Annotated in this window: 14 protein-coding genes, 1 tRNA gene and 3 pseudogenes; 7 read left to right on the top strand and 11 right to left on the bottom strand. The window is 43.7% G+C overall.

Annotated features, from left to right (window positions below):
• Nucleotides 1-77 precede the first annotated feature (77 nt).
• From BM528_RS18320 to BM528_RS01335, 4 genes and pseudogenes are all read right to left on the bottom strand, one after another.
• Nucleotides 78-613: pseudogene (locus BM528_RS18320) on the bottom strand (transposase); the annotation flags it as partial.
• Between the two features lie 94 nt (nt 614-707).
• On the bottom strand, nt 708-1,310 hold the full coding sequence (locus tag BM528_RS01345) for a cytochrome c5 family protein (protein WP_071978352.1): 603 nt from the start codon (nt 1,308-1,310) through the stop codon (nt 708-710).
• 12 nt (nt 1,311-1,322) lie between these two features.
• A complete protein-coding gene (locus BM528_RS01340; protein WP_083595165.1) occupies nt 1,323-2,585 on the bottom strand; it encodes a hypothetical protein in 1,263 nt (420 codons plus the stop codon).
• 277 nt (nt 2,586-2,862) lie between these two features.
• Nucleotides 2,863-3,681 (bottom strand): annotated as a pseudogene (locus BM528_RS01335) (efflux RND transporter permease subunit); the annotation flags it as partial.
• 1 nt (nt 3,682) lies between these two features.
• Between BM528_RS01335 and BM528_RS19000 the strand changes: the two are divergent.
• From BM528_RS19000 to BM528_RS01325, 3 genes and pseudogenes are all read left to right on the top strand, one after another.
• A pseudogene (locus BM528_RS19000) lies at nt 3,683-3,829 on the top strand (IS66 family transposase); the annotation flags it as partial.
• Between the two features lie 274 nt (nt 3,830-4,103).
• On the top strand, nt 4,104-5,252 hold the full coding sequence (locus BM528_RS01330) for an iron-containing alcohol dehydrogenase (protein ID WP_071978351.1): 1,149 nt from the start codon (nt 4,104-4,106) through the stop codon (nt 5,250-5,252).
• 179 nt (nt 5,253-5,431) lie between these two features.
• Nucleotides 5,432-5,755: a DUF3392 domain-containing protein gene (locus BM528_RS01325; RefSeq protein WP_071978350.1), complete on the top strand. Its 324-nt coding sequence runs from the start codon at nt 5,432-5,434 to the stop codon at nt 5,753-5,755.
• Here BM528_RS01325 and BM528_RS01320 read toward each other — a convergent pair.
• Nucleotides 5,752-9,642 (bottom strand): hybrid sensor histidine kinase/response regulator transcription factor, encoded by a 3,891-nt coding sequence (locus BM528_RS01320; protein ID WP_071981093.1) that lies wholly within the window; start codon nt 9,640-9,642, stop codon nt 5,752-5,754. The genes BM528_RS01325 and BM528_RS01320 overlap by 4 nt on opposite strands.
• A gap of 73 nt (nt 9,643-9,715) precedes the next feature.
• Here BM528_RS01320 and BM528_RS18420 point away from each other — a divergent pair, with 73 nt between their 5' ends.
• Nucleotides 9,716-9,874: a hypothetical protein gene (locus tag BM528_RS18420; protein WP_156844018.1), complete on the top strand. Its 159-nt coding sequence runs from the start codon at nt 9,716-9,718 to the stop codon at nt 9,872-9,874.
• On the opposite strand, the gene BM528_RS01315 is transcribed toward BM528_RS18420, so the two are convergent.
• Nucleotides 9,871-10,374, bottom strand: coding sequence for an HAD family hydrolase (locus BM528_RS01315; RefSeq protein WP_071978349.1), 504 nt, complete (start codon nt 10,372-10,374; stop codon nt 9,871-9,873). The genes BM528_RS18420 and BM528_RS01315 overlap by 4 nt on opposite strands.
• Nucleotides 10,375-10,559: 185 nt before the next feature.
• On the opposite strand from BM528_RS01315, the gene BM528_RS01310 reads away from it, so the two are divergent.
• The 3 genes from BM528_RS01310 to BM528_RS01300 all read left to right on the top strand — a co-directional run bounded on the left by BM528_RS01310 (nt 10,560) and on the right by BM528_RS01300 (nt 14,158).
• Nucleotides 10,560-11,444 carry a DMT family transporter gene (locus BM528_RS01310; protein ID WP_071978348.1) on the top strand — a complete coding sequence of 295 codons (885 nt, stop codon included), beginning with the start codon at nt 10,560-10,562 and terminating at the stop codon, nt 11,442-11,444.
• Nucleotides 11,445-11,651: 207 nt separating this feature from the next.
• A complete protein-coding gene (locus tag BM528_RS01305; protein WP_332249003.1) occupies nt 11,652-13,355 on the top strand; it encodes a GGDEF domain-containing protein in 1,704 nt (567 codons plus the stop codon).
• A gap of 128 nt (nt 13,356-13,483) precedes the next feature.
• Complete coding sequence (locus tag BM528_RS01300; RefSeq protein WP_071978346.1) at nt 13,484-14,158, top strand: haloacid dehalogenase type II; 675 nt, start codon at nt 13,484-13,486, stop codon at nt 14,156-14,158.
• Nucleotides 14,159-14,213: 55 nt separating this feature from the next.
• Here BM528_RS01300 and BM528_RS01295 read toward each other — a convergent pair whose 3' ends face one another.
• The 5 genes from BM528_RS01295 to mutY form a co-directional block, all read right to left on the bottom strand.
• Nucleotides 14,214-14,474 (bottom strand): hypothetical protein, encoded by a 261-nt coding sequence (locus tag BM528_RS01295; protein ID WP_071978345.1) that lies wholly within the window; start codon nt 14,472-14,474, stop codon nt 14,214-14,216.
• A gap of 425 nt (nt 14,475-14,899) precedes the next feature.
• Entirely contained in the window at nt 14,900-15,223 is a 324-nt protein-coding gene (locus BM528_RS01290) for a chemotaxis protein CheB (RefSeq protein WP_269529777.1), read from the bottom strand.
• 290 nt (nt 15,224-15,513) lie between these two features.
• Nucleotides 15,514-15,589 (bottom strand) — tRNA-Phe (locus BM528_RS01280).
• Between the two features lie 150 nt (nt 15,590-15,739).
• A complete protein-coding gene (locus BM528_RS01275; protein ID WP_071978343.1) occupies nt 15,740-16,012 on the bottom strand; it encodes an oxidative damage protection protein in 273 nt (90 codons plus the stop codon).
• A 55-nt stretch (nt 16,013-16,067) separates the two neighbouring features.
• Entirely contained in the window at nt 16,068-17,123 is a 1,056-nt protein-coding gene (gene mutY, locus BM528_RS01270) for an A/G-specific adenine glycosylase (protein ID WP_071978342.1), read from the bottom strand.
• Between the last annotated feature and the right edge of the window lie 10 nt (nt 17,124-17,133).

Here is a 17,133-nt window from a genome sequence, read left to right as displayed (position 1 = left end):
CAGGAATTGGGTGATCAGGACGCCATTGCTCTCACCATGTAATAGTGTGTTTCTTTGACGCTTGCAATAAAGGTAGTCTATGCCCCAAAGTTGAAGTCACGTTGAATAGTAAAATCGTTTGCGTATTGTTCTTTAGGTGGTGCACGCAAAGGTGGCAACTGTGTTGGTTGCGCAGACGTTGGGTACTTTTTATCTAAATGCTTCAGTATTTTGTGCCTTTGTGCCCACGTCATCCCTCTGGCATGGTATGGCCTATCAGTTTGGCTATCTTCTTGATTGTTTAGTTTAGGACTATTTTTCCCCCGTTGTGAAGCCGTCACTTGGGCGCGCGAAGGTTGCTGTTAGGGGCGAATACCCCGAAAAATCGGGTAAGGTTAAGCCTTGGTGGTGGGATGAGCACGGCTAGTTTGCCAATAAAATCAATTGGGTAAAAAAATACGTGTGTGGTGCCATCTCGATAGGGGGTCTTCAATTCATAACGCACTTTTCCCTGGTCGGTTATGCTTAAACGTTGCTCACTAATGGCTGGTCGGCTGATATAACGGCAAAGTCTTTCTAACTTCTCTGGCTCATCGGCATTGGCGAACACGCCAGCATGTAAGGAAAACCCACTTGTATTGGCTACCTGACCATACTCGCCGGCATTGCTAGCCGGTAATGTGCAGAGTGCCCGGCTGACACCGAGCACTCTGCCCACAGATAAAGCCCTATTTCTCGAAGGTGGTTCGCATATAACCAAGTACGGCTTTCAGGTCGGCGTCGGTCAGACTGACATTGCCGCCCCGCGGTGGCATGGCCATGGGCGAGCCTGGACTCTGAAATCCATTGATCATGTTGCTCAGTAACTCTGCATCATTTTTGCTCAATGGGCCTTTCGACTTGGTGAAGTCCGGAGTGCCAGGAAAGGCACCCTTGCCGTCGCCGCCATGGCATGCGATACAGGTGCTTTTGTAGACTGCCTCACCGGATAGACCGGAGTTGGCCAGATCTACCGATACAGACTTTACTGTTACCTTTTTGGCTGGTGTGTTTGATGCCTGCAGGAAAGCAAGAATATCTCGCGTATCCTGACCCCACAGACCGGCGCGGATACGCATGTGATTGACAGTGGTTTCCCAGTAATCATCTGACAACTCCTTCGGATCGCGCATGTTATGACAACGGGCGCAGTTATTCGCCCATTTCTGAGCACCCTTTGCTGCATCGCCTTTTGCTTCGGCCAGAGCCGGTGTGAGGAAGGTTGCAGACAGTAACAAAGCCGTAATACTTACACCGAAAAGTTTGCTAGTAATAAATTTGCTGATTTTCATGTCAATTCTCCCCTAAAAACCGTAAGCCAGTTGCACTCGCACAGTGTCTTCATCATCTGCGCCTGATGAGTCGTAGTCTTTCATCTCATAATTGAGTTTGGCGATAACATGGGGTGCAAAAAGGTAATTCAACCCCAGCGTGCGCTGAGAATAGTTTTCCCCAGAGTGAGGCGTCTGTAATTCACTGGTGCGAACGACGACTTCAAATGATGTCGAGGGGATTTTATAGGCTGCCTGCAGATACCAGGCTTTCCATTGACCTACCTCAACATCGTCAAACTCCGCGGGGCCTGCATAATCTGCTGGAAGATCATCGCTGTGAAATTCGACTCCGGAACTACCTTCGCCAATCTCGGTTTTGAGGTATTCCCCTCTGAGCTCCAGGTTGTTCCAGCCATAGCGAAAATCAGCACCGATGACGTCATAATCAAATTCGCCTGTGGATTCAATATCGAGCTCAGGCCCATCGTGTCCACCAGCAGAAGCCGCCGTTACGGTGGCTTTACTTTTGGCGGCGGAAATCCCTATTTCCAAACCGGGAAACGGCAGTAGCCCAAGGCGGCCACCAAATGACTTCTTCCCGTCAGGGTCACTGGTACGGGCTTCGGTCTCCACCTCCTCGATGGCCAATTCGTAATCCCCTCCTTGTCCCTCTACTGCGGCGGCCAGGGTGGGCCCGTTACCAACATAAACAGCATAATTGGCGCGCATCTCGCCGAGTGGAAACCCGCCGCGCAATTGCAAGCCGGTCTCAGTTAGGGGCGCAGCTCCGCCATGCCCGAAACCAGCGGGTGCCGAGACAGCCTTATTGATCCAGCTAGGGTGCAAATTCTGCCGGAATTGACCTATGGGACTTAAAAATTTTCCCGCACCAAGCGCTACATAGTCATTCAGGAACAGGTTGATAGAGGCATATTCCAACGCTAGCTCAGTGTCCCCATCAGCTGTGTTCGACAGCTCAAATTCTGTTTCGAACATTAGCCAGTCTTGGTAATTGTAGTGGATGATGGGGGCGACCAATACCTTGTTAAAAGCGGCGTTGCCTGAATCCGGGTCGGCGTACTCGACCGATCCATAACCTGCCATATGAAATGACGAATCTGTATTACGTTCCGCTGCCGTGTTTTCCAAGCGATCAACTTGATTTTGAAGATCGTCGACTTGCTGCCTGAGATTGTCGGTCTGATTGTCTGCGTAAACAGCGGCAGGAACTATTGCCGCTGTAACACTTAAAGCCAGAAGGCAGCATTTGAGTTTTGACTTCTTCATGTTCATGGTTTTCCCCTATCGTTGATTTGCCCAACTTCTACACCGGTAGCTGTCAAGCTAGTTGTCGCCTAAGGTGTGTTTTATTAAGCTTCTTTGATTATTATCATGGGGTGATGATTACGGATGGATGACACCAGCATGACAAGACTGTAATGTTGGGGAGTTTTGTTTGATTCAGATCAACCAAATAGCGTTAACCTATTTGTGCTTTTGGTGCTTTATTGGTTTATACCACAGAGCTCCGGCAGGGGCAGACAAGTCTGCCCCATTTAGTTTGGCAATATTATGCTTTCAGCGAACGGGTGCGCCATAGGTAATACACCGCTGGCACTACCAACAAAGTCAGGATCACCGCGCTCACCATACCACCGACCATCGGCGCGGCTATCCGGCTCATGACTTCGGAGCCGGTGCCGCTGCCGTACATGATCGGTAGCAGACCGGCGATAATCGCCGCTGCGGTCATGGCTTTTGGTCTGACTCTGAGGGCGCCGCCTTCGAGGATGGATTCAATAAGATCGCCCCTGGTGATGGCGCGGCCGGCCGCGGCCACTCGTTTTCGCATTTGCTGATAGGTTATTTCCAGAAAGACCAACATGATGACGCTGAGCTCGGTGGCAACACCCGCCAGGGCGATAAAGCCGACCCCGGCCGCTACCGAAAAGTTGAAGTCGAGCAGATACATCAGCCAGATCGCTCCCACCAGGGAGAATGGCAGGGTCCCCATGATAATGGCCACTTCGGCAAAACGGCGGAAATTCATGTAGAGCAGAATGAGGATGATTCCCAGAGTCAATGGCACCACATAACTCAGCTTGGCCTTGGCGCGCTCCATATACTCATATTGCCCGGCCCAACTGATGGAGTAACCCGCCGGCAACTGCAATTCGGCGGCCACGATTACTTTGGCCTTCTCGACGTAGGTGCCGACATCAACCCCTTCGATATCGATAAACGTCCAGCCGTTTAAGCGGGCATTTTCACTTTTGATCGCGGGAGGTCCGTCCTCAATAAAAACATTGGCCACGTCTGCCAGTGAGATCCTTTGTCCGTTAGGCGTGACTATGGGTAACAAAGCTAATTGCTCGGGTGAATTACGGTAAAATGGGCCGGGGGCGTCCTCTTCTGCGCCAGCTAAAAAGCCGACAGGCCGTAAGCGTGGTGCGCAATCCGGTCATAAAGGTAGCAAGCGGATGTTAGCCAACTTCGCGGTGTCTGCCGTTTGGCTTTTCCCCCGAAGCGGATGCGCATTTTAGGGATCTGAGCGCTCACGTCAACAAGTATTTTAAAAAAAGTGTCATTTATTGCTTTTTTGATTGCTGATTGAACGATCTGGCGTTTAAAAATACAAACACGCGTATGCAACGCATTCTATTTCCCTCTTTGCCGCAATACAGAAAGGTATTGTCCCGCATTTTGCAATTCATATAGGTTGTCGAAACCAATAAACGCAACTAATTTGTATATACGCCTATCTTCTATAAATTACATAGAAAACTATTTCTAAAGGGTGCACGACAAGCTATGAAGATTTCTGAATTCAAAACAGCCGGAAAGCTTATTACAGGCCCAGGCGCAATAAACGCTCTTGCCGACGAAGTGAATCGTCTTGAAATGACTTCCCTTGCGATAATTACAGATAAGGGTGTATCGCAGGCCGGCCTTTTTGAACAGCTGCTCACTAAGTTACCCATTGAACCTTCTATTGTAATTGACGATATCCCCCCTGAGCCTGAAGTAAATGTAATTGAAGAAAAAGTACGGCTACTTAAAAAATCAAAAGTTAATGGAGTTGTAGCATTAGGAGGTGGAAGTGCTATTGATGCAGCAAAAGTGCTTGCCGCTACTTATGACTATAGCGGGAGTATTCGTGACTTGTTTGGTGAGAACCTTATCAAAGAAAGAAATATTCCTCTTATTGTGCTTCCAACTACCGCAGGTACGGGGTCTGAAGTTACCAATATTGCCATTCTGTCTGACCCAATCGAACAGGTGAAAAAAGGCATAGTTAGCCATTGTTTGTTACCCGATGTTGCAATAGTTGCACCTGAAATGACACTTTCGTGTCCCAAAGCAATTACAGCCGCCAGCGGTGTAGATGCATTTGTTCATGCACTAGAAGCATTTATATCAGTTAACGCCAGCCCTATTACTGATGCATTAGCAGAAAAAGCGATGACCTTGATATTTAATGCATTGCCACACGCCTATAGAAATGGAGAAAACCTTGTCGCTAGAGAACAAATGGCAACTGGCAGTCTTATGGCTGGGCTCGCATTCGGCAATGCGGGGGTTGGCGCTGTGCACGCGTTGGCTTATCCCCTAGGAGGCCGCTTTCATTTGTCGCATGGTATGAGTAATGCTGTAATGCTGCCTCATGTACTACGAGCAAATGCGCCATTTTGTAGCGAGAAGCTTTTTTCGGTAGCCCTATTACTGAAAGTTTGTCCGCCTGATACTAGAAAGGAAAAGGCGATAGCTACGCTATTAGATGCCGTTGATAAATTATGTAGCGATGTAGGCATTCCCCGAACACTCAGAGAGTTCGATATTCCAGAGCAAGTTATTCCACAGTTAGCTGAGGATGCGAGTAAGGTTACTCGGCTTTTACGAAACAACCCTAAACAACTAACAGTAGAAGATATTGAGAACATTTATCGTAACGCATACTGACCACTCTTGTTAAAAGCGAACTAGCGCGATTGAAATTCGCGCCTACTTTTTTACTCATCGTTAAATTAGTATCATAGCGTTCTAGTTGTCAGCAGTAACAAAAAGCGCATAAGCTCTGCAGCGTTATTCTATCAATTGCCGCGGAGCGTCTAACCCCTTCCTTTACAGTAGTAGTTTTTATGAATGAATTATTAAATTCCCTATCTCGCGCATTAAGCCCTTACTACACGGAGATGAGCATTATGCTTATGGCGACAATATTAGTGGTTTACGGGGATATCATAAATGGCCATGTGAAACGACTTTTGGCGCCCTACCACTTTATTGTCCGTATCAGCCTATTTATTGTGCTATGTGCATTTGGTTACGGCGCGCTTACTTTATACGGCGCTCCTTTTTTAAAACACGTGCTCGCTTTTGTTCCTTGGCAGTATCGAGGTACTGCTTATATTGCATCTTTCATACTTATTGGTTTTCTAGCGGAAAGACGAAGGTATATTTAAGCTTTTTCTTGGGGCGTAATACTAGAGCTTTGCTCAACATACATTTTTGGGGGTACCCCCATTATTTTTTTAAATGTCGTGGAAAAATACGCTGATGTAGCGAAGCCAACGTCAAGACACGCATTTAGAATACTGCTACCACCTAAAAGAATAGGGATAGATTTTTCGATTCGGTAACGAGAAAGAAATTCACTGAAATTATAATCAAATAATTCAGCCATTCTGCGATTAAGACTTCTCGGGCTGATAAGAAGCGCCTGCGCTGCTTGGTCTCGATTAAACTCTTCGTCTTTGTAGTTATTTTCAAGCACAGCTATAAAAGAGAGGTAGAAGGCCATGTCTTTTTCTGTTTTAAATTCTGGAATATTTAAGCAGCCATATTTAAATATATTGGCTTCGCTTTGATCTTCTGTCTTTAAACGTGCGCCTCTTAACGAAAGAAGGTGCTCTACTCGTAATTCTATTTCTCTGTTTGAGCTTGGTTTCATTAAAAAGTAATCAACCTTCATTTCAAGAGCACGTTTTTCTACACTGGCATCAGAGCTTGCTGTTAGCATAAGTATTGGCGTGGTGCATAGAGACGCGTGCTCTCTTATCTTCTTAGTTAAAGACAGGCCGTCAGATTTACCCATCATCTGATCGCAAATTACCAAAGAAACAACGTGTGTTTTCATCACTTCGAATGCCTGCTTACCGTCTTTAGCCACTAAGCATCGGTATTTCGGTGATAGTAGATTAAACAAGTAAGTTCGAAACTCTCTGCTGTCATCTACAATTAGCAGCGTTTGCTTTGTTCCGCGCCATGCAGATGTATCTTGAAAACTTGATTGAGCGTTTATGTATTCGGTATCGTCAATGGGAAACTCCACGGAAACTTTAGTACCACCACCTTGTTTGCTATCTAAAAGAATTTCGCCTTGGTTTAGCTCTACTAAGTTTTTTACGATGGATAAACCTAATCCTTCTCCGCTTTCAGTGTTGTTAAATCGAACAAAGCGGTCGAAAATTGAAGCCTGCTGCTCTTTTGTAACTCCAACTCCGTTATCACTCACCGTTACCTTGAAGGATTTGTTCTCTATTAAAAACGTTACTTTTATTACACCGAGTTTGTCTGTGTACTTTATCGCATTTTCAACTAGGTTGATGATAATCTTCTCTAAGCTATCGGTCACGAGCGAGACCGAACCGTCCCCTCTGGATCGTATATCTAAACTCTGCCGTTTTGCTTTTGCTAAAGGCTCAAGTGACATAACAATGTGACGCATGTTTTCAATGTCATAAGACTGGTAATAGTTAGAAACCTTGGATAGTTGAGGACTATCACTTTGCATTTGCTCTATTAATTGCTCGACCCGCCGCATGTTAGACTGCACACTTTTCAGAACGCTGTCGCTCTCTTTTTCGCTATCACTCACGTTTTCTAGCGTACCCTGAATGATTTGAATAGGCGTTCGTAGTTCATGGGTTATCTCGCTAATATGCTCCTCTTTTGTTTTGAGCATTTTTTCAAATTTTGATTCGCCGTCTGTTATTTCGTAGCGAGTAAGTTGTTTATAGAGGGAGGTTTTTTTGAATGATATGAATAACTTTCCCAATATTCCTATTCGATACAACATGAGGATCAAAATTATTAAAATCGCGTAGAAAACGAAGGCGGGAAAAAGTAGGTATGTTGGCTGTTTAACTTCAAAGCTGATGCTATTTACGGGATTATTATCACCACTTACTTTTGCCTCGATAGCGTAATTGCCAGGATCGATATCAGATATTGATAAGAAAGCTTTTGATTCGGGATGTACTTTCCATTGTTCGCTGATCCCCATTATTCTGAATTCCAGCTTCTGTGTATGGTGCTCTACAAAATTGTTGGTGCTGAATTCAACTGTTAGTTCTTCGAAATCATTATCAAGCAATAAATTTTCGCTGTTTCCAAACTCATACTGACTATGCTCATTTGAGTCTGAAGACCTCCATATAGTCTTTGTAAAAATCACTTTGCTCTCTTTACTTCTTACCTCACTGAGTAACTTCAGCATTTTGTTTTCATCAATAAGGTATGAGTACTTGTCGCCTAAAACGACAATTTTCCCGCTCAGAACTATGATGCCCTGATATTCGAAGTCAGAATCATAAATTCCATCTGACGCGTTTAATAACCACTCGCTCCCGCTATTTGTGTGAACATATAGTCCCTTATTTGTAGCGATCCAAAGATTTCCTGCCTTAGTGAGGCCTGCACCTCTGACAAACTTAAGATTAAACCTCTTCAAAATATCAGAAGGCGAGAGCGCTCCTGTCTTTTTATTTACCTCTTGAATTCCTTGTCCCGCAGTACAGACGATAAAGCGATCCATATACTCAAGCAAACAGGTAACTCCATTCCACCCGCCATCATCAGGCGTTATTGATTTCCAATTGAACTTCGACAGTTGGATGTGAATAGTATTTTTTCTATCATAGCCAACAAGTTCTCCGGTGGAGGCTACGAAAGTTTCTTTCATATTATGAGGGGCAGGTATAGTGTCTATTACGTTACCGATTTCAGACTCGTCCATCAGCAAGTAAGATGAATTTTCACCATCGTCACGATAAATATAGAAAAGTCTTCTATCATCTGTGACTATATGTCCCATCAAGGACTCACAAAAACCTTTGGGGTTAGGCTGGCCTTCAGCGTAAGCTTTTACTCTGAAGTCAACACAATTATTCGTATTTGAAAAGCCCTTGTCTTGAAGAAGAAGTTTTCCAGTTTGAGTACTAAGCGTATATTCGTCATTTCCAATTAGCAGAATTACTCCACCACTTTTTGTGTAACCATTGCGCGTAACATTTCGTCTCAGTACAACATTTTCAGTATGGAGAAAATTTACCGCTTCTTGGCTCCGAGTAAGTGTGATAAGGCCTAACTGTGACGACGATAAAAGAACAGTGCCATTTGGTAATTCGTTAATTGCTACAACACTAAAAACGCCCTCTGATGTGAGTAGCGGTTCTAAAAAATCAGGAGTTTGAACAAACTTATTCTCAAGCGCGAACAGCCCACCTGCACCAACTAGAATCCTACCCGTTTTTGTCACAAAAATCGCAGACACTTTATCACGCAGTTTGATACTGGGATGGAATGGATAAAATGTTTTTATACCGCTTTTTTCATTCCATTCATATATCCCCTCATTTCCTCCAATGTAGACAATATCACCCTCCATAGTTACAGCATCGATAGATGAAAGAGAGCCAAACTCTGTAGATAATTCAAAACGAGAAACTACTTGAGCAACAGTGTCTACTTTTAAAAGAGCACTTTTTGATGCTAGATATACAACTCCGCTCTGAGCAGGTGAAATACTAAGTACGTCACTTACCTTTTCAACTCCGATTGAGTTTGCCCATGACTGAATCTCACTTGTCTGTTTATCAACAACGAGCACGCCTTGCATCAGCGTTACCACTAGAAATTTTCCAGCGTCTGATATCTTCCATGCGTATTTAGGCCAGCGAGCATTTGGGAACATTTCTATGGCTTTGTTTAACCGTAAATCTAAATAGAACACCCCCGCACCGTATTCTGCAATCCATATCCCGTTATCTCCATCAAATTCGACTTCGGATATTGTCCCAGATAGCGTATTATCGCTTTTATAGATTACTGTCTCGGCTGTCCCTCCTAGTAATCTAAACACCCCATTTTCAGCAGCAATGAATGCAGTGTCTCCTACAACTTCTATATCACGAATGATTCCCGTCGTAGTTCCCGCAAGTTTTGTTTGACCTTCTAACGTTTCACCGAAGGCTAAAACTTTTTTTGAGTAGGTTAGTAAAACAAATATGAAAATTGAGCCAATAAGACTCAATAAGTGAGAAGGGCAAGAGAGTGTCTTTTTTCGCATATCCATATGACCAATTGATTATTACCCTTTCTCTGCTTTACGAAAGCATCTAACTTATGAAAAAGGAAATAGTATGAATATCGAACAAAAAACCATCATGCAAGAGCTAACTGTTGAAGACTATACTAAAGTATATGGCGGTTATGATGCGAAACCGACTTTATGGAGACCTATACAGACTATTCTTCCAAAACACCCAACACCGCCAGACGGAAAATCAATCACTATCTAAACCAACAACCACTGCATTCCTGCATTCTCCGCAGCTTGCTGGTCATAAATAAAATCGCCAACGTAAAGGCAGTCCTCAGGTTGCAATTGCCATGTGCTTGCAACCATTAGTAACGCGGTGGGGTCTGGCTTTGCTGGCGCATCTTCTCTTGTTAATACGTAGTCGATGGGAATATCGTTATTGGCCAGTTTTATTGCAGTGGCTTCGCGACAGTTTCGAGTAACAATTGCCATTGGTAATTTGTGCTGTTGAGCTTTTTCAACCATTGCTCTGCCAACATTAAGCCACTTTGCATTTTGTGCATCTTCTATTTCATGTTGCAAAATAATATTGTGCGCGTCTGACTTTGCTTTTTCGCACTCAATGGCATCAACAAACATCAAAATGTCTTCATTTTGAGGACAGCCAATTGTTTCACGCATACTCGAAAAATCTAAGCTCGATTCCACCAATGTGCCGTCTAGGTCGAATATTACGCCCTTTATGCCTTCTAAATTCATACTATTTTTCTCTTTTTATAATTTTATACTGCGCCAAATAATGCCATTGATATACATACTCTTATAGTTACGTTTAGATTAAAAACAGACTTCTTATGTGTGAAATCGTACTTACGTAATGGCTTACTTTGAAGTAGCATTGCTGCTCTTTTTCGCGCAACAATATTTAACTAAAAGGAAAATAAATGGGAGTATTTGCCGCTTTAGGCACTGCGCTTTGCTGGGCTATAGCAGCTCGTTTGTTCAGTGGTACTGGCAATGCTTTTTCGCCACTTACCATGAATTTTTGGAAAGGCCTTATATCTATAGCGCTGCTCGCCATTGTTTTAGCTTTTGTACAGCCCTCATTATTTTCTACTTCCACCATTTTATGGCTTTTAGTAAGTGGCTTTATAGGTATAGGAATAGGCGATACCTGCTTTTTTAAAGCCCTGCAAAGTATTGGCGACAGCCAAGCGGTGCTTGTGGCTGAAACCCTTGCGCCGCTTTTTACAGCGCTTTTTGCCATGGCTTTTATTGGCGAGTGGATAACATGGCAACAATGGATAGGCGTTGCTGTTGTGCTGTTCTCTGTGGACATGGTGATTAAAGCACGTAAGCGCAATACTACGCATGTATTTGCCACCAGCGGATACCTCTTTGGCGTAGGTGCAGCTCTTTGTCAGGCTATTGGGGCTGTAGTTAGCAGAGATATCTTGGGGAGCGGTGATGTCGATGCGGCAAGTGCAGCATTTTTACGGCTTGTTGGCGGAATGGTGTTCGTAGTTCCTTTTATCGCTGTTACAAAAACAAAGTGGATGCCCGTTATCAATGAAGGCCAGCGAGTGTGGCCTGCCTTTGTATTAGCCACGCTATTGGGAACAACCGCAGCTATTTACCTACAAATGTTTGCTTTTGCCTATGCAAAGGCCGCTGTGGTGCAAACACTTATTGCCACCAGCGCACTAATGTCACTAGGCGTTGCATTCATACTGGGCGAAAAAGCGACGAGAGCAACCATTATATGGTCTGTATTTGCATTGTTAGGCGTCGGTATTTTAGTGAGCTTTGGCGAAGCCTCACTGCACTAACCAGTCTGTTTTTAGTTTGCATTTGCTTTACCCTGGGATAAAAACGACCTTATGCTGAACTGAGGTAGTAGTTCTCATCATTAATGGCTATGATAATTAAAAAATTAGAAAAGTATTAATATGCGTATGCGCGCGACATATTGTGTAACCTCATTCATTTTTATAGCGTTGCTTTTTAGCAGGTTTTCTTTTGCTAAAGATGGCGACGTGCGAGCAGTAATAGAAAAAGTAAGATCTGTTTCATACGACTGCCCAGACGCAAGCCTACTTCCAGAGCTAGACGCTACATTAGCTAAAGAAACGCTAACGGCTCAACAGCGCTTCGCCCTCTCCTCTGCAAGAACACAATTTCTTATTTGTGCAGGAAACTATGATGATGCTCAAAATACGCTGTTTGAAAGTATTGAACAGCCTAACATTAACAAAGAGTCTTACGCGTTTGCTTCAGCTATTTATCAAATAGGTTTCATTTATGACTCAAAAGAGCATCCTGCCCGCTGTCAGTTTTACGAACAAGCCAAGAGTTTATCCTCTCCTGTAAAGCACAGTGACATCTTCACCAGCGCCTCATTAGCCATTATCACGTATTGCTCAGATGAAGATTCTGTTTCAGAGCGTCTCGGTAAAATGTTCAACGTATTAGACCGCTATTCAGATAACGGAAGCCCCGGTGAACTTGCGCACATTCACAATAGTATCGGCCTTGTTTATGGCAGTTTAGGGCAACACGCACTGGCAGCTGAGCAGTATGTAAAGGCACATGAACTTGGCTTACAGGTGTATCAAGGCAGCAACAAAGTCTCTATTTTAATTAGTGCTATTGTATCTTTGGTCTCGAGCGGCCAAACAGAAGAAGCCTATCAACGTATACTTGAGCTAGGGCAGCTGAATCAAGAAATTGGAAACTCTTATACCAACTTTTTATATCAATACTCACTGCAAATTTACTACCGAAAGCAGCAAGACTATAACAAACTAGCGTATCATCTACCTGAGTTTAAAGAGGCTCTGTCTGCCGTTTCAAATTCTTTCTATCAATCGCTATATAACTGGCACTCTAGAGAAATATGTTTGTTTAAAAACGACCTTTCTTGTGTTGAAGAGTACCTAAGCAACATGAAAGCAAATGACTCTCTTATTCCTGAGAAATTTAGGATGAATTTGGATTATCTTAGTTTCAACTTATCAATGTTCATCGCACTAAACGACCTAGAGGGTGCAAAATCCGCACTTGAGGCTTACACGATAAGGGTTAATGAAAAGATTAAATCCAGCCAAAGCTCAGCAAAGATCCTTGGGGCAGCCAACCTTTACAATAAAATTTACGACCTCGAGTTTGAGATAGAGCGAGCTGAAAGACTGCGCCAAAATACACTGTTCATTGCTATTTTAGCATTTATCATATTTGTAGCTGGCCTCGCCATTTTCTTACGCAAAAAACATCTTGCCCGAAAAGCAATAGATCCAACAACCGAACTGTTGAATGCGCAAACTTCTATTAACCGCATTAATAAACTTGATGCTCCCGATAATGACCGAGCCATCGCTATCGCAGTTTTTGATTTAAGTAACTTCAGAGAATTAAATCGAAAGATTGGATCAACAAAAAGTGAATACGTGCTTCGAGAAATTGCAAAAACACTTCAGCACGTGGTGAGAGGCAGCGATATCCTTGGCCGGTTTGGCCCAGAACAGTTCATTTTGTGTCTGCATAATATTGAAGAGCGCAGTGCCCGAACATTTTTAGAAAGAGTGCAAACAGCCCTTGATAATACCTTTGAAAAAGATTTGTCTGTCGGTGATATCAAGGTTGAATCAAACATGAGCATTTTTATCACATCAGAAAAGCTCACCAACTTAAATGACATACTCGATGAAATGCTTATGTCTTTTAACATAAGCAAGGGATAGCCAGCGTACTGGAAAAGGCAAGTGTTTAGCTCTCTTATCAATGATATTAACGCCTGTAGCGATGGTATGAACATCTGCAGCGAGACAAAAGCCTGTCATAGCAGCACAAATGAAAGGTTACTACAATAATGATAAAAGCGTTGATATTTGATGTGAACGAAACTTTACTTGATATTGGAGCAATGAGGGCAGGACTCGCTTCTGTGTTAGACGGCAATGAAACGTTAGTTGATTTGTGGTTCGCAAATTTACTTCACCATAGTCTAGTAGATATCGCTTCGTCACAATTTCACGACTTTATCGATATTGGTGCTGCCGCTCTTGTTATGGTTGCGTACAGTAAGGGCATTAGCTTAACGCAAGACAAAGCAAAGGAGACAATAAAAAAACACATTACCTCTTTGCCTGCTCATGATGACGTTACGGATACTCTTAAAGCCCTCAAACATCAAAATATCACCCTGGTAGCACTTTCAAACTCTTCATCTAGTGGACTCGACGCCCAGCTTTCTTTCGCAGACATAAAAAAATATTTTGATTTAACGCTAAGCGTGGAGAATATTCGCACTTATAAACCCTTTCCAAGTGTTTATCACTGGGCGTGCCGACAAGCCAACGTTACACCAAGAGAAGCAATGATGGTTGCTGCTCACGGGTGGGATGTGAGCGGCGCAAAAGCCGCAGGCATGCAAACTATGTTTGTTGAAAGGCCGGGTAAAATGATGTATCCGCTAGGCTTGCCTGCAGATTACTCAGTTAAAGCTTTAGGCGATTTAATTGAAACTGTTTTTCCTCCGCTGTAAACAAAAAAACCTTGCCATAAGCAAGGTTTCTTTTATTCATTGTCTGAACAAAATTTTAAAGCTTTGCCAATTCTGGACGTTTCTCTTCAAACCCTTTTACGCTGCACGAAGAGCGCTTTGTATTTAAAGCGCTTAACTGGCGCTTAAGCCAAGATTTTTGGATACTCGACGTTGTGGTTTCCATCTCTCCGCTCACTCTAACTATTTCTTTGCCAACATTAACACATTCTTTTTTTGTTGGCTGAAAACCACCGTTGGCTAATGCTGAAGATGAAAAAACAATGGCTGAAAGTGCGATAAGTGTATGCTGCTTCATAAGAGTCCCCGATTGCTCGTATTTTTCTAGTATGTTTTCAAGCCTTTCTGGCCCGTGCTTTGCGCTAAATCTGGAAAAAACTATAGCAGGTCATTTATTATTTTTAGGTGTTGAAAATTATACGCAGTAATAAAACTGCTTATTTTTAACACGCCCTTATACTGACCCCATAGTATGGGTAAGACTAAACAACTCTTATCAACACGCCATACTTCTATCGTATAGATTTACGCTTTTTGCAAGTTTTGATAATTACCCCATCCCTAGAGGCAGCCACGAAACAGCAGTTTATGGCAACGTAATAAATTATCGCCGGTATTTAAACACCTAAAAAAGTAAGCCTCAACCTTTAACACCGAATTGGCTTTAACTTCACTTTTGCCTTGCTTAAACACGCTCTTAGGTATTTGCAGAAATGCTAGTCACTAAAGTCGGCTGCTTGCTGCCATTTTATCGACCGTTTCTAGTATTTCTTTGCCCATCTCAGACAAAGCAACAACTTTTTTTGTTGCGCCCTTTTCTATCGCTACTTTAGGCATACCAAACACAATGCAGCTTGCCTCATCCTGGCAGAACGTTTCACTACCTGCATTGCGCATTTCAAGGAGCCCAGCAGCTCCGTCACTTCCCATCCCAGTAAGCAAAACACCAATAGCGTTGCTTCCAGCGCTGCGTGCCTCGACCCGGGATCGCAACACGCGGTGCAACCGCAGGGATACGCCAGCGTGTGCCTGCGTTTTTACAACCACCAAGATCAAAAAAGCCCCTGCATTTCTGCAAGGGCCTTGATGATGGTGCCTCGACACGGGGTCGCAACGCGCGGAGCATCAGCAGGGATACGCCAGCGTGTGCCTGCGTTTTTACAACCACCAAGATCAAAAAAGCCCCTGCATTTCTGCAAGGGCTCTCTGAATAATGGTGCCTCGACCCGGGATTGCAATGCGCGGTGCAGCCGCAGTGGCACGTTAGCGTGTCCCGCCGCTTTCCATCAGCCCAGATCAAAAAAGCCCCTGCATTTCTGCAAGGGCTCTCTGAATACTGGTGCCTCGACCCGGGATCGAACCAGGGACACGCGGATTTTCAATCCGCTGCTCTACCAACTGAGCTATCGAGGCGAAACTCGTTTGCGTTACAGGCGTTTGCTGCCTGTGCTGCTATGGGTGCGTATTAAACGGATTTAGCGTTAACAAGTCAACCGTTTTACCTGCTTTTTTTTCACTTTTGTGACCGTTTGCGCATTGTTTACACAAAAACTCAGGTTTTGTTTACTTTTTAGGCGGCACATAACCTTCAATTGTTGGTTCTACACCATCAAACAAGTAAGCCGACATTCTTTCTTCTAAAAACGCCCTCGCCTCGGGCTCCATCATATTCAACTTATTTTCGTTAATTAGCATGGTCTGCTTTTTCTGCCAGTTGCCCCATGCCTCTATTGAAATGTTATCAAATATACGTTTACCTAATTCACCAGGATAAAGTTGAAAATCTAATCCATCAGCTTCTTTTTGCAAATTCTGACAAAATACTGTTCTACCCATCATGCACCTCTATTGTCTTATCTTACACAACACCTTACGTGAAAATGTACGCGGCTTACTTTGCCAGTGTTTTGATTATCTTTGTTGTTGGGGCTGCTAAACCAACCTCAATAGGCTCATCAATCAAAAACCATCTCGATTCATTTTCTGCTACCCGCTTTTGTGGTGTAGAGTTTACCACGGCGATGAGCGGGGTTATATCTAAATGAAAGTGACTAAACGTGTGCCTGAACTCTTGAAGCTGCTGTACTTCATCCACGTCAATTCCTCTATGAGCAAGTAACGATATTCCCTCCTCAACAGATTGCGCCTCTAAAAAACCATACAAACCGCCCCAGATTCCACTTTGTGGACGTTGTTCTAAAAACACTTGCTGCCCAAACATAGGAATGAGCATATAGGTTTGCCTTACTGGCGTTATTTTTTTAGGCTTTTTACTCGGGTAATCGGTTTGCTTTCCTTGAGCAAAAGCTACGCAATCTCGTTGCAATGGACACTCATCACACTTCGGCTTGCTGCGAGTGCATACCATTGCGCCCAAATCCATCATCACCTGTGTGTAGTTAGCGCAGCGGCTTTGTGGTGTATTTTTCTCGGCCACGTCCCAAAGGGCATTCTCTACTACTTTTTGCCCGGGCCACCCGTCAATAGCATAATATCTCGCTAGAACACGCTTCACGTTTCCATCAAGAATGGGATAACGCTCATCTCGTGATAAAGACAAAATAGCGCCAGCAGTAGAGCGGCCAATACCTGGCAGAGCCATAACTTCTTCTAGACTTTGAGGAAACTCACCATTGTGAACTTCCACTAACGTTTTTGCTGCCTTGTGCAAATTCCTCGCTCGCGCATAGTAACCAAGACCTGTCCATTGGTGTAACACATCATCTTGGGAAGCATTAGCAAGGTCAAAGACGCTGGGATACGACGCCATAAATCGATTAAAGTACGGAATCACAGTAGCCACTTGCGTCTGTTGAAGCATAATTTCAGAAATCCATACCTTGTAAGGAGTAACATCTTTCTGCCACGGTAAATGCTTTCTTCCGTATTCATCAAACCACGATAATACGCGCTTTGCGAAACTGCTGTTGTGCTTTGTTTTTGTCATATGTTTTGAG

This window comes from Alteromonas sp. RW2A1 (assembly GCF_001886475.1).
GTDB classification, from domain to species: domain Bacteria; phylum Pseudomonadota; class Gammaproteobacteria; order Enterobacterales; family Alteromonadaceae; genus Alteromonas; species Alteromonas hispanica.
Note: the sequence above shows the minus strand (reverse complement) of the source record. Positions and strands in the feature narration are given on the sequence as shown.

Coding starts and splice junctions, on each gene's coding strand:
- BM528_RS01345 (WP_071978352.1), bottom strand. CDS start 1,310: ATGAAAATCAGCAAATTTATTACTAGCAAACTTTTCGGTGTAAGTATT.
- BM528_RS01340 (WP_083595165.1), bottom strand. CDS start 2,585: ATGAACATGAAGAAGTCAAAACTCAAATGCTGCCTTCTGGCTTTAAGT.
- BM528_RS01330 (WP_071978351.1), top strand. CDS start 4,104: ATGAAGATTTCTGAATTCAAAACAGCCGGAAAGCTTATTACAGGCCCA.
- BM528_RS01325 (WP_071978350.1), top strand. CDS start 5,432: ATGAATGAATTATTAAATTCCCTATCTCGCGCATTAAGCCCTTACTAC.
- BM528_RS01320 (WP_071981093.1), bottom strand. CDS start 9,642: ATGCGAAAAAAGACACTCTCTTGCCCTTCTCACTTATTGAGTCTTATT.
- BM528_RS18420 (WP_156844018.1), top strand. CDS start 9,716: ATGAATATCGAACAAAAAACCATCATGCAAGAGCTAACTGTTGAAGAC.
- BM528_RS01315 (WP_071978349.1), bottom strand. CDS start 10,374: ATGAATTTAGAAGGCATAAAGGGCGTAATATTCGACCTAGACGGCACA.
- BM528_RS01310 (WP_071978348.1), top strand. CDS start 10,560: ATGGGAGTATTTGCCGCTTTAGGCACTGCGCTTTGCTGGGCTATAGCA.
- BM528_RS01300 (WP_071978346.1), top strand. CDS start 13,484: ATGATAAAAGCGTTGATATTTGATGTGAACGAAACTTTACTTGATATT.
- BM528_RS01295 (WP_071978345.1), bottom strand. CDS start 14,474: ATGAAGCAGCATACACTTATCGCACTTTCAGCCATTGTTTTTTCATCT.
- BM528_RS01275 (WP_071978343.1), bottom strand. CDS start 16,012: ATGGGTAGAACAGTATTTTGTCAGAATTTGCAAAAAGAAGCTGATGGA.
- mutY (WP_071978342.1), bottom strand. CDS start 17,123: ATGACAAAAACAAAGCACAACAGCAGTTTCGCAAAGCGCGTATTATCG.